General features: G+C 26.8%; 11 protein-coding genes and 1 other annotated feature. Of the genes, 2 read left to right on the plus strand and 9 right to left on the minus strand.

Annotated features, from left to right (window positions below; translation table 11 throughout):
* Positions 1 to 9 precede the first annotated feature (9 nt).
* Together ACTNAO_RS09835 and ACTNAO_RS09840 are read right to left on the minus strand one after the other, a co-directional pair.
* A complete protein-coding gene (locus tag ACTNAO_RS09835) occupies positions 10 to 2,643 on the minus strand; it encodes a valine--tRNA ligase (protein ID WP_441028665.1) in 2,634 nt (877 codons plus the stop codon).
* A gap of 69 nt (positions 2,644 to 2,712) precedes the next feature.
* Positions 2,713 to 2,946, minus strand: a binding site (T-box leader).
* Positions 2,921 to 3,049, minus strand: a complete 129-nt coding sequence (locus ACTNAO_RS09840; protein WP_441028667.1) for a hypothetical protein — start codon at positions 3,047 to 3,049, stop codon at positions 2,921 to 2,923. It overlaps the preceding feature by 26 nt.
* Positions 3,050 to 3,475: 426 nt before the next feature.
* On the opposite strand from ACTNAO_RS09840, the gene ACTNAO_RS09845 reads away from it, so the two are divergent.
* Both ACTNAO_RS09845 and ACTNAO_RS09850 read left to right on the plus strand, forming a co-directional pair.
* The gene (locus tag ACTNAO_RS09845) at positions 3,476 to 4,726 is read left to right on the plus strand and encodes an ammonium transporter (RefSeq protein ID WP_441028669.1); all 1,251 of its coding nucleotides are present in this window, start codon (positions 3,476 to 3,478) and stop codon (positions 4,724 to 4,726) included.
* Positions 4,727 to 4,738: 12 nt separating this feature from the next.
* Positions 4,739 to 5,077 (plus strand): P-II family nitrogen regulator, encoded by a 339-nt coding sequence (locus ACTNAO_RS09850; protein WP_441028671.1) that lies wholly within the window; start codon positions 4,739 to 4,741, stop codon positions 5,075 to 5,077.
* 92 nt (positions 5,078 to 5,169) lie between these two features.
* Here ACTNAO_RS09850 and gmk read toward each other — a convergent pair whose 3' ends face one another.
* The 7 genes from gmk to ACTNAO_RS09885 form a co-directional block, all read right to left on the minus strand.
* Positions 5,170 to 5,757, minus strand: coding sequence for a guanylate kinase (gmk, locus tag ACTNAO_RS09855; RefSeq protein ID WP_441028673.1), 588 nt, complete (start codon positions 5,755 to 5,757; stop codon positions 5,170 to 5,172).
* 36 nt (positions 5,758 to 5,793) lie between these two features.
* Positions 5,794 to 6,273, minus strand: a complete 480-nt coding sequence (locus ACTNAO_RS09860) for an SseB family protein (protein ID WP_441028675.1) — start codon at positions 6,271 to 6,273, stop codon at positions 5,794 to 5,796.
* 28 nt (positions 6,274 to 6,301) lie between these two features.
* Positions 6,302 to 7,450 carry a M48 family metallopeptidase gene (locus tag ACTNAO_RS09865; protein WP_441028677.1) on the minus strand — a complete coding sequence of 383 codons (1,149 nt, stop codon included), beginning with the start codon at positions 7,448 to 7,450 and terminating at the stop codon, positions 6,302 to 6,304.
* Positions 7,451 to 7,671: 221 nt separating this feature from the next.
* A complete protein-coding gene (locus ACTNAO_RS09870; protein WP_441028679.1) occupies positions 7,672 to 8,124 on the minus strand; it encodes an Lrp/AsnC family transcriptional regulator in 453 nt (150 codons plus the stop codon).
* Positions 8,125 to 8,340: 216 nt separating this feature from the next.
* The gene (locus tag ACTNAO_RS09875) at positions 8,341 to 10,158 is read right to left on the minus strand and encodes a hypothetical protein (RefSeq protein ID WP_441028681.1); all 1,818 of its coding nucleotides are present in this window, start codon (positions 10,156 to 10,158) and stop codon (positions 8,341 to 8,343) included.
* 116 nt (positions 10,159 to 10,274) lie between these two features.
* Positions 10,275 to 11,285, minus strand: a complete 1,011-nt coding sequence (locus ACTNAO_RS09880) for a hypothetical protein (RefSeq protein WP_441028683.1) — start codon at positions 11,283 to 11,285, stop codon at positions 10,275 to 10,277.
* 88 nt (positions 11,286 to 11,373) lie between these two features.
* Positions 11,374 to 11,976, minus strand: coding sequence for an HAD family hydrolase (locus ACTNAO_RS09885; RefSeq protein WP_441028685.1), 603 nt, complete (start codon positions 11,974 to 11,976; stop codon positions 11,374 to 11,376).
* Positions 11,977 to 12,195: the final 219 nt, after the last annotated feature.

Raw genomic sequence — 12,195 nt, forward strand, 5'->3', positions numbered from 1 at the left:
TATGCTTTACTACTTTAAAGCATCTATTCTAGCATTAACAGCTTCAAGCATAGAAACATATTTATCTCTCTTTTCCTTTTCGCCATTAACTACAGCTTCAGGTGCCTTATCAACAAAGCCCTTATTTGAAAGCTTTTTGTTTACTCTCTCTATTTCTGAATTTAATTTTTTAACTTCTTTATTTAATCTTTCAAGTTCCTTTTCTTTATCAACTAAATCAAGTAGTGGCATAAATAATTCTCCACCCTTAACAACTAATGATACTGCATTTTCAGGCACTTCATTTTTATCACTTATAAATGTAACTTCAGATGCAGATGCTAATTTTTCCATGTAACTTGCACCATCTTTAAATGCTTCCTTAGCTTCATCTGTAATATGGCATATTACCTTTGCTTTTCTTGAAGGTGCAACATTCATTTCAGCTCTAACATTTCTAAGTCCTTTAATAGCTTCTATTACATAATCCATATTCTTTTCTGCATTTAAATCCTTTAGGCTTTCGTCATATTCTGGCCATGCAGCATTAACTATAGTTTCTTCTTCTGTTAAAGTTGTATAAATTTCTTCTGTAATAAATGGCATTACTGGATGAAGAAGTTTAAGACCTGTTGTTAATACAGTGTATAATACATTATAAACTACTCCCTTAGCTTTTTCATCATCACTAAAGAATACTGGTTTTGCAAGTTCTATATACCAGTCACAGAATTCAGTCCACATAAAGTCATATACTTTTTGAAGTGCAATTCCAAGTTCAAATTTATCCATATTTTCTGTAACTTCTTTAATTAATGTGTTCATTTTTGATAAAATATATTTATCTGCTAATGAATATTCTCTGCAGTCTTTGTATTTTTCCATTACATCTTTATTAAGATTCATCATAACGAATCTTGAAGCATTCCATATTTTATTTGCAAAATTTCTAGATGCTTCAACTCTTTCTGGATAATATCTAAAATCATTTCCAGGAGCATTACCTGTTAATAACATAAATCTTAAAGCATCAGCACCATAATTATCTATAACCTCAAGTGGATCTACACCATTTCCAAGAGATTTACTCATTTTTCTACCTTGTGAATCTCTTATAAGTCCATGTATTAGGACATTTTCAAATGGAGTTTCATTCATATTATGAATTCCTGAGAATATCATTCTTGCAACCCAGAAGAATATAATATCATATCCAGTAACAAGAGTATTAGTTGGATAGAAATATTCTAAATCTTCAGTTTTATTTGGCCATCCAAGAACTGAAAAAGGCCAAAGAGCTGATGAAAACCAAGTATCTAAAACATCTTCATCTTGTTTTAAATTCTTGCTGTGACATTTAGTACATTCTGTTGGTGCTTCTTCTTGTACTATAATTTCACCACAATCCTTACAATACCATACTGGAATCCTGTGTCCCCACCAAAGTTGTCTTGATATACACCAGTCTTGGATATTTTCCATCCAGTTAAAATAAGTTTTTTCAAATCTTTCTGGTACAAATTTAGTTTTCTTGTTTCTTACAGCTTCTATAGCTGGTTTTGCAAGTTCATCCATTTTTACATACCATTGTTTAGATATAATTGGTTCTACTGTAGTTTTACATCTATCATGAGTTCCTACATTATGTGTATGAGGCTTTATTTTAACTAAAAGTCCAAGTTTCTTTAAATCCTCTACCATAACCTTTCTTGCTTCATATCTATCAAGACCTTGATATTTTCCACCATTTTCATTAATTATACCTTTATCATCCATAATTCTTATTTGTGCAAGATTATGTCTAAGTCCTACTTGATAATCGTTAGGATCATGTGCTGGTGTTATTTTAACTGCACCTGTTCCAAATTCCATATCAACATATTCATCTGCTATTATTGGAATTTCCCTATCTACAAGTGGTAATATTAATGTTTTTCCTACTAAATCTTTAAATCTATCATCATTAGGATTTACAGCAACAGCAGTATCACCAAGTAGTGTTTCTGGTCTAGTTGTTGCTATTTCCAAGTATCCAGAACCATCTTTCAATGGATAATTTATATGCCAAAAGAATCCATCTTGTTCTTCATATTCAATTTCTGCATCAGATAATGCAGTTTGACACTTAGTGCACCAATTAGTGATTCTATTCCCTTGATAAATAAGACCTTCATTATATAATTTTACAAATACATGTTTTACAGCCTTATCAAGATTTTCGTCCATTGTAAATGCTTCTCTTGTAAAATCTGCAGATACCCCCATTTTTTTTAACTGAGTTCTAATTCTTTCTCTATATTCGTCTGACCAATTATGAACTTCCTTTAAAAAGGCTTCTCTTCCCATTTCTCTTTTATCTAAACCTTTTTTTGCAAGTTCATTAGCTACTTTTACTTCTGTCGCAATTGATGCATGATCTTCTCCAGGAACCCATAATGTGCAATATCCTTGCATTCTTTTAAATCTAATTAAAGTATCTTGAAGAGCATTATCAAGAGCATGACCTAAGTGAAGTTTTCCTGTTATGTTTGGTGGTGGCATAACTATTGAATATGGCTTTTTACTCTTGTCAATTTTAGGAGTAAAATATTTTTTTTCTTCCCATCTTTTATATATTCTTTCTTCAAATTCTTTAGGATTATAATTCTTTTCTAATTCTTTCATTTATGAACCTCCATTTTTATAGAAAAATATCACATTAATAAATAACAATAAAAAAGAGCTTAAGTCCAAACAAAGGACGAAAGCTCGCGGTACCACCTTAATTCCCATAATACATGGGCACTCAAATTTTAACGATTAAAATACATTCATATATAATGAATATTTTTTAAACGGCTTTAGCTACTAAAAATTTCACCAAAGATGCTCCAAAGCTACTTCAAAACCTTCTATATAAGGGATCACAGCAAATTCCCTCTCTCTTTGATACTTTCAGTTTTTACTCCTCTTTTTCACTGCATTTATAATATACAAATTTATATCTATAATAAATCATTCTTATAACTTTGTCAAATCTAGCCCTTCCTTTAAGCTTTTTTATACCACTTAAAATATTTATACTAAACATTTTAAAAAATATTCCTTATCTCTTTTATTTCAACTAACAATCTTAACTATTTCATCTTTAAATTTTATAAAATTAAGTTTTACTACTGTTTAAATTATTTTTTTAATTCTTACGTTTTTTACCATATTTTTATTGACTATTTAAACTTTATAAGATAATATATGACTATGCAAAAAACTTATATATTTAATTAAAAATCACTAAAAGTTATTTTTGTAAATATTTTTGCATTTAATAAATGAATAAAGTTATATGTCAATGATGACAGTAATATAGGATTTATTATTCTATTTACTGTCTTTTTTATTTTATTCATTAAAAAGAATATATGTTTTTCTATCAATGAAGATAGCTAAGAAATATTAAATTATTTTTTATGCTATCTTTTTTTACTATTAATTTTATTTACGAAAGGAAGGATTTTTTATGGAAAACATTAATTTTGGCGATTGCGGTTTTATAATGATATGCGCCGCATTAGTATTTATAATGACTCCTGCATTAGCATTCTTTTATGGAGGAATGGTTAGAAGGAAAAATGTATTAAATACAATACTTTCTTCATTCTTCATATGTGGACTTGCTTCTGTATTATGGATAATAATAGGTTATTCTCTTTCATTTGGAAGTGATCACGGTGGAATAATAGGAAATTTAAGTCACTTATTCTTTAACGGTGTTTCTAATGCTCCTAATGATACCTATGCTTCAACTATTCCAGAAACTCTTTTTGCAACATTCCAAATGATGTTTGCATTAATAACTTGTGCATTAATTACAGGTTCTTTAATAGGAAGAATGAAATTTAAATCATTATTCATTTTTATTGCTGTTTGGTCACTACTTGTTTATTATCCTCTTGCTCACATGGTTTGGGGAGATGGAGGTCTCTTAAAAACTCTTGGTGCAATAGATTTTGCTGGTGGTAATGTTGTTCATATTAGTTCCGGTGTTTCAGGTCTTGTAGCTTGTATATTACTTGGAAAACGTAGATGCTATGGTATGGTATCATACAAACCACATAATATTCCATTTGTATTTTTAGGTGCTGCATTATTATGGTTTGGATGGTTTGGATTTAATGCAGGAAGTGCTTTAGGTGCTAATTCCCTTGCAGTACATGCTTTTTTAACTACTAATACTTCTGCTGCAGCTGCTCTACTTTCTTGGATGGCTATTGAATGGATAAAACATGGTAAGCCAACACTTCTTGGCGCTGCAACTGGTGCTGTAGTAGGTTTAGTTGCTATTACTCCTGGGGCTGGATTTGTACCTATATGGTCAGCACTTATAATTGGTGCATTTGTAAGCCCAATATGCTATTTCTTTATGGGTACTGTTAAAAAGAAATTTGGATATGATGATGCTTTAGATGCTTTTGGTTGTCATGGTATTGGTGGTATATATGGTGGTATTATGACTGGTATATTTGCTAGCCAATCAGTAAATGGTGATATAATGTGTAATGGACTTATTTATGGTGACATTAAACTATTCTTAGTTCAAATATTAAGTATTGTTGTAACAATTGCTATAGCAGCTATAATGACATTTATAATAATTAAAGTTATTAAACTATTTATGGATATAAGAGTTTCAGATGCAGCTGAAGCTAATGGATTAGATATTTCTGAACATAATGAATCAGCATACCCATCATTTATGGGCCTTGATTAAGGAGGATTAAATATGAAAAAGATAGAAGCAATTATAAGACCATTAAAACTTGAAGAGCTTAAAGATGCTCTTAATAAAGCTGACGTTCATGGTATAACAATTTCCCAAGTAATGGGTTGTGGTAGACAAGGCGGATGGACCGAATACTATAGAAGCAGTGAAGTTTTAATTAATGTACTTCCAAAAATTAAAATAGAAATAGTTTTAGAAGATTCAAAAGTAGATAAAATCATAGACTTAATAATAAATACTGCTCAAACTGGTGAAGTTGGAGATGGAAAAATCTTTCTATTTGATGTATGTGATTGTATAAGAATTCGTACAAAAGAAAGAGGAGATAAAGCCCTTTAATATATAAAAATAAATTATAATCAAAAAATCGTCGTACTATTTATAGTACGACGATTTCTTATAAATTTGATAAAAGCATAAGTTACTTAATATTAATCTAACTTTATATAGCTTTTAACCCTACTAACTCTGCAACTTTCAGCTGCAATAATATGTTCTATCTTTGAAACAGCTTCATCAATATTATTAGCAACAACTCCATAATTGTATTTAGATATAGCAGTTATTTCTTTATATGCAGAATTAAACTTTCTTGCTAAAGCTTCTGGTGTTTCTATTTTATTATCTGCCTTAATTCTTTCTTTTAATCTTTCTAATGATGATGGGAGTACAAATATAAATATTGCATCATCATACTCTTCCTTTACTTTTAAAGCTCCTTTTATATCTACTGATAATACAACATTTACACCTTCATCTAGTTTTCTTTTAACCACATGTTTTAAAGTTCCATAATAATTTTCATGAACTTCTGCCCATTCTAAGAAAAGACCTTGTTCAACTTTTTTAAAGAATTCTTGTCTTGTTACAAAATTATAACTTACCCCTTCAATATCACCAGACTTTTTAGGTCTTGTAGTTAATGATACTGATAAATATAATTCTTTATTTCTATTAATTAATTCTTTTATTATTTCATCCTTTCCAGCTCCTGTTGGTCCTGAAATTACTATTAACATTCCTTTATTCTCCATGTTTCATCCCCACTTTTTTACCTATTTATTAAAATCGTAATTTTTAATATAATTTATTTTTTCATTGTTTAATATAATATTTTCACTAAATGGATTGATAGAAATTCCTTCTAACTCAAATCCTGCATCTAAAAGTGTTGCAATTGCTTGTTCATATGGCATTACAACCATTTGTTCATGATCCTTATTCCATTTTTTTAATTCCTCATAACTTGTAAATATAGGGCTAAATTTTTTGCCATTTATATCTTTTATATAAACAAAGGAAATTTGACTTCCTTCTTGCATAATTCCATCTTTTACATGTCCTTCAAACTTAACAGGTATAAGATAATTAGCATTTAATATCTCCTTAATAAATACTTTTTCTGTTTCTCTTGCAGGCTTTTCAAAAAATTTTTTTATTGCCTTAGTTAATTTTTCATTATTTGCAAGTTTGCTTAAATCTAATTCTTTGTTAGCCCCATTTTTTGATATAAAATTAAAATTTTGTTTCTTCATAAAATTACCTCACTAGTACTTTCTATTTTTAAAATAAATCTCCTGACCTATCTTTAATAACTAAAGCCTTAATTCTTTTTGGTAATATTGGATGTGTAGAAAGTAAATTATAAATTCCAACAAAGAATCCATCTACTTTAACAGATTCATTTATATAATCTTGTACATTAACATTTTTATATAAATGCTTACCTACAGTTAATGCCATCATGGCTTCTATTCCATCATTTCCCGATACTACTTGTGCAAGTCTATCGCAACTAAATTCTCTTGTTCTTGAAGCAGCCTGACCAAGAAATGGAACTATTCCACCCCAAAGAATCCATAATTGATATGGAAGAGATGCATGACCAAGCTTAATATGAGCCATTTCATGAGCAATAACAAATCCAATAGAACCAATATCTCCATATTCTCTATATGCAACTTCAAAAAGATCTGCATTTATCTGAATATATTTTTTTCTAACAACAAAAGATGAAAAAGCATTTAATATTCCATTTTCTTGAACTATATATGCCTCTGGAACAGGCATATTAAATCTGTATGCATATTCATTAATAAGGTTATATATTTCAGGAAATTGATTTGGTGTGATCTTTACTGATCTTGCTCTAACCTGTGCATATGCATATGCTAAAGCAAATAGTAAATAAGGCACTATAAATATTATTGTTACTAGCAGTTGCACATTTGTAGGTATTTCTTCTTGTACTTTATCAGTATCAATTTGTTCATCATTGTTATAACTTTCTACTGTTTCTGTATATGTCTTTTGTATTTTTTTAACATTATCTGTAAATGACAAACAAAATACTACTATAACTGCAACTATAAATAAAACATTTATTACTTGTAAAGCCCTATACAAAGGCATTTCTGCACTATGTCTAAGTCTTTTTATATCATATTTTGATAAAATAAAATTCCCATTATTATTCCCACCATTACCATTAAAATTTCCCTGATTATAGAATGGTTCTTTAGTAAAGTTATTATATCCTTCATTATTATATCTCATGTTATTAGGATTTACATTTTGATTGTTTGCAATACCAAAATTATTATTTGCATTATAACCTTCATTATTAGAATTACCTATATTGTTACCATCATTATTAAATCCATTAAAATTATTATTTGCATCTCCACTATTAATACCATTATTATTATCCATAATATATTACTGAAAGTTTAAAATCTTTCCAGTAAATTCCCCCTTCCTTTAAGTATTTGCTCGATTGTAAATATATTCATATATATCAACATAATTGAATTAGAATATATACCTATTATACATTAGTATTAATTTATTTCATATAAAAAAATGAAATTTTATGTAAAACATAAAACTTCACTTTCTATAAAATACTAATTTAAAATAAAATTATAACCTAATTATGCAGTTATATCATCTGCCATTGGCTCTATTCCTCTATTTTCAACAGCTGTTGAAAAAACTATTTGTGTTTCAGTATTTCCAAACTTTTGAAGCTTACCTATAAATGAATCAAGTTCCATAGTTGTATGGAATGTAACCTTTAATAACATTGAATATTTACCTGTTACACAATTACATTCTAAAACATTAGGACAATTATTTATAAATGGATAAAAAACACTCTTTTCTTTAGGATCTACTTCTAAATTAATAAATGCAGTAATATTAAATCCAAGCTTTAATTTATTTACTTTTACACTATATCCTTGAATAACACCAGCTTGTTCTAATTTTTCTATTCTAGACGATACAGCTGGAGTTGATAAATATACTTGCTCAGCTAAATGCTTTAATGGGTATCTAGCATTTTCTTGTAATAATTTTATTAATTTCAAATCAATCTTATCCATAATATTTTCCTCCTTAATGTAATAAGTTAATTTAAGATTTTAAATTTATAATAAAAAAAGGCGCATCAACAAAACTTAATTTGTGATACGCCTCATTGCGTTTCTTATATTAACTTAACATTTGTAAAAAAACTTTCTTCTTATATTAATATAATATAGTATAAACCACTTTTTTTCAAGTATTTTTCACATAAAAGTTAATTTTTTTAAGCACACTTAAAATTCTATATAAGAATATGATCCTTTTTTATCAATGTCATATACTTTCCATTGTATATTTCCATTATAATCTGAAGTTAATGTCATTTCTACTTGAACTTCTACTGGTTGCCCATTAACTGTTAAAGTTCCATGTAATATTTTATTCATTACTCCATCTTCATTTCTTTTTGTTTCCTTAAAAGATGAAGCTGTAGTTATATCTATTTTGTTTCCATCAAACCTTTTATCTATTAAAAGTGATTGTACATCTTCTTCTGATGGTCCTTCTACAGTTCCTGAAACTATATTTAATTTAGCATCAGAATCGGCATCTTTTGTTATATTAAGTGGAACAGAAACATTACCTTGGAATTCAACGTTTTTTATAATTCCTTCTGATATTGTACCTGTTACCTCTGCAACAATTAAATTGCTAGAATCATTCATAACATATTTGTTTATATTAAGACTAGTAACAAAATCTCCTGTAACTGATGTATTGGCAGATACTTCTCTAGTACCAATTACATATTTCTTCTCATATGAAACATATCCAGATGATAAATAACTTTCTAATGACTTCTTTAATTGTTCTTCATCTACACTATCATTCTTTGTTGTATTGCCATTTAAAGATAATTTAGAATATACGATTTCCCAAGTGTCATTATCCCATTCATAATCAATACTTGCTTCTATATCTCCAGAAGCTGCATACACACCATTTGAAAATTCTGCAGTTGCATTAACCTTATATGAATATGAATTTTCGTTAACTTGAAGTTGTGCACCAGTTACTTCTGTCAATGATGATGTATTTAATCTAGTAGTATCAGAATAAATTGTTTCATCTTCTTGTATATTTTCTTTTATTAACTTATTAAAATCCTTATCTGTTTTTATATCTTTTACATTATCTTGTATTGCTCCTGATAATTTCCATCCTTCATCTTTAAAATAATAATACTGAGCAGTTGCATCAAAAACAAATGTTGTATCACCATTTTCAAGTGTTATTTCCACCTTTACTTGATCACTACTCTTCTTTTTGGTCTTTCTGTCCAAAACCTCCACTTTCTTCATATTATTCTCAGAAATTTCAACATCATTACCTAATAAATATACCTCTTCACCTACTAATGATTCTCTTATTTTATCTTCAGATAAAGCTTTTCCAGATAAAGCATTGTATAATATTCCACCTACAATAATTAATAATATTGCTGCGCCTATACAAGAACCAATAATTATTCCAAGTCTTTTGTTTTTAGCAGTATTATTTTTATTATTAAAGCCACTATAAACATTTCCATTTACTTGTCCTTGATTCATATATGGATTATTAAAATTATTATTCATATTTGAATAATTGTTCATGTTTTGATTGTTGTTTGGATTTGGAATATTATTTGTATTTTGCATATTAAAATTGCTATTCATATTTGGCATACCACTAATATTGGTACTACCATTTACATTTACCTTTACATTTGCACCTACATCTAAATTACTATATGCAATAGTATTTTCATTATTATATGCAATAGTATTATCTAAGTTATTCCCCTTGTTCAAATTCAAATTATTTCCGGTTGAATTTTTGTTATTTAAATCAAAACTTTGATTTTGCGATTTTGTGTTAATATTTGTATTTATCACACCTGTATCTGCCATATTAGCAAACCCATTATTTGATTTATCATTTTCTACTTTATTATTGTTTTGATTTTGATTGTTATTATTGGCTTTCAAACTTTCTGATATTGGTGTACCACAAAACTTGCAAAATCTTTGTGAAGTATTAATCTCATTATTACATTTTATACACTTCATTATAAGCCCCCTGTTATATTATTTATACTTTAGTAATATACACCATTTTTGGTATATTATCAACATTTTCATTTTACCATTAGTATCTAGGGCATTATAATAAAATTGTATATTCTTTATTTTTTTTCATATCTATAAATAGACAACAAGTGTTTACTAAAAAAATCTTCCTTAATACTCATATAATAAACAAATCCTGATATATTTCCATATCTCCTTTTTGTAAATTCGTCAAAATACCTTATTAATGTATTTTTTACATCTTCCTTCAATAAAAGAGTATTTTTAAATATTGATGTATCAATAATAGATAATAATATGTCATTAATAGAAAAGCTTACTGTATTAATTTTAAGCATAAGCCATTCATAATCTATGTCATTATTTTCAAGTTCAAAATCTATATTTATATTATCAATTCTTTCTCTTCCAAACTTAGACAAATATTTATATAACTTTTCCTTATCTTTATAAAATCCTTCCTTAGATAATTTATCATCATAATTAATATTATTTTCTGATAAATAGGTACAAAATACTAGAAAATCCTTTTCTAGATTTTGTAATTCATATTTTATTTTCCTATAATATGCAGAAAGCTCAATATCCTCTTTAAGAACTTTTTTGCCATAAATTGAACAAGAATAAAGCCATTCAAAATAATCCTTTTCTTCAGATAATGTATTACTATCAGATAATTTCACGCTAAAAATTTTCATAAAAACACCTATAATAGCCATGACTGCTTCATTTTCTAAAATAAACATATCACTAGAATTATCCAAAAATTTTATTTTGCTATTATCTTCCTTAAAAAAAGTCTTTTTAAAAACTTTATACATATCAAAAATTTCTCTTTCAAAATCTTTGTTATATTCATTTTCATTATTTTTTTCTTTATTATCTACTTTTAAGTAACCTAAAAACTTATTATAAAAACCATTTATAACATCTCTTTTATACAAATGATTTGTCTCATTGTTAAAACTTATATTTAAATATTTACATATATCATTATTATATAATGGATTAAAATTTAATTTATGTTTAACGTATGTCAAAAAATTACTATCGTATAAATTAATATATAAATCAAATTTGTTAATTTCTACACAATTATTCTCCATAATATACACCTCAATACAACTATTTTTACCACTTAATATCTGAATTATACTATAAAAAAAGTTATTATAAGTTTACTTTTTGTAAACATTATAATAACTTTTTCTGTATTTTTTTATTGTCTATTTTGGTTATGTTACTTCCTTTAACAAAATAAGAATTTTCAGCGATGCTCATCATATATAAATCATTCCAGGAATCAGTATAAAAATTAATAATTTGCTTATTTTTATATTTACTGAAAAATATTTTTTTCTTATTTTCTCGATAACATAAATAATTAATTTTACCTGTAACTTTATCTATATCAGATCCTATGTAATGCTTTATATTTAATCTTTTGCATATTTCATCAAGTAAAAAATTAGCTGAAGCAGAAATTACTATATCATTATCCTTATGATTTTTATAATAAAATTTTTTTATATTTTTCTCATGTTTATCCCAAAATTCAATTATAAGCTTATCCATATTTCCTACATCTAAAATAAACTTTTCAAGAAGCTTACTATAATCATCAAATACATCATCAATCTTAATTAATCCAAACTTATATTTTATAAGTGCCACTGCAATTTTAGGTAAATAAACACACCATTTTATATCTTTTCTTAAACAAAATAGAAAAAAATCAATGGCACTTTCTCCATGGTATATAGTGTTATCAAAATCATAAACATTCACTTTTTCCATAAAACTTCTCCTAAATCTTTTTATAATATAAATATTAATTAATATAATCACTTATAATTATAGTCTAAAAAAACAAATTGTGATATATTATATTTGTTACACTTTTTATAAGGAGATTATTAATAGTTATTAAAAATATATTCAAATATAATCAAATGTAATATAATATATTTAGGGGTGATTATATTTGAGTAAAAATTATAAACCAAAAGAATTTGC

The sequence above is a fragment of the Clostridium sp. HCP1S3_C6 genome (genome assembly GCF_052066735.1).
Taxonomy (GTDB): domain Bacteria; phylum Bacillota; class Clostridia; order Clostridiales; family Clostridiaceae; genus Clostridium.

What these genes read in the sequence shown, in the direction of transcription:
- ACTNAO_RS09835 (WP_441028665.1), bottom strand. Translation starts at nt 2,643, where the DNA reads ATGAAAGAATTAGAAAAGAATTATAATCCTAAAGAATTTGAAGAAAGA.
- ACTNAO_RS09840 (WP_441028667.1), bottom strand. Translation starts at nt 3,049, where the DNA reads ATGTTTAGTATAAATATTTTAAGTGGTATAAAAAAGCTTAAAGGAAGG.
- ACTNAO_RS09845 (WP_441028669.1), top strand. Translation starts at nt 3,476, where the DNA reads ATGGAAAACATTAATTTTGGCGATTGCGGTTTTATAATGATATGCGCC.
- ACTNAO_RS09850 (WP_441028671.1), top strand. Translation starts at nt 4,739, where the DNA reads ATGAAAAAGATAGAAGCAATTATAAGACCATTAAAACTTGAAGAGCTT.
- gmk (WP_441028673.1), bottom strand. Translation starts at nt 5,757, where the DNA reads ATGTTAATAGTAATTTCAGGACCAACAGGAGCTGGAAAGGATGAAATA.
- ACTNAO_RS09860 (WP_441028675.1), bottom strand. Translation starts at nt 6,273, where the DNA reads ATGAAGAAACAAAATTTTAATTTTATATCAAAAAATGGGGCTAACAAA.
- ACTNAO_RS09865 (WP_441028677.1), bottom strand. Translation starts at nt 7,450, where the DNA reads ATGGATAATAATAATGGTATTAATAGTGGAGATGCAAATAATAATTTT.
- ACTNAO_RS09870 (WP_441028679.1), bottom strand. Translation starts at nt 8,124, where the DNA reads ATGGATAAGATTGATTTGAAATTAATAAAATTATTACAAGAAAATGCT.
- ACTNAO_RS09875 (WP_441028681.1), bottom strand. Translation starts at nt 10,158, where the DNA reads ATGAAGTGTATAAAATGTAATAATGAGATTAATACTTCACAAAGATTT.
- ACTNAO_RS09880 (WP_441028683.1), bottom strand. Translation starts at nt 11,285, where the DNA reads ATGGAGAATAATTGTGTAGAAATTAACAAATTTGATTTATATATTAAT.
- ACTNAO_RS09885 (WP_441028685.1), bottom strand. Translation starts at nt 11,976, where the DNA reads ATGGAAAAAGTGAATGTTTATGATTTTGATAACACTATATACCATGGA.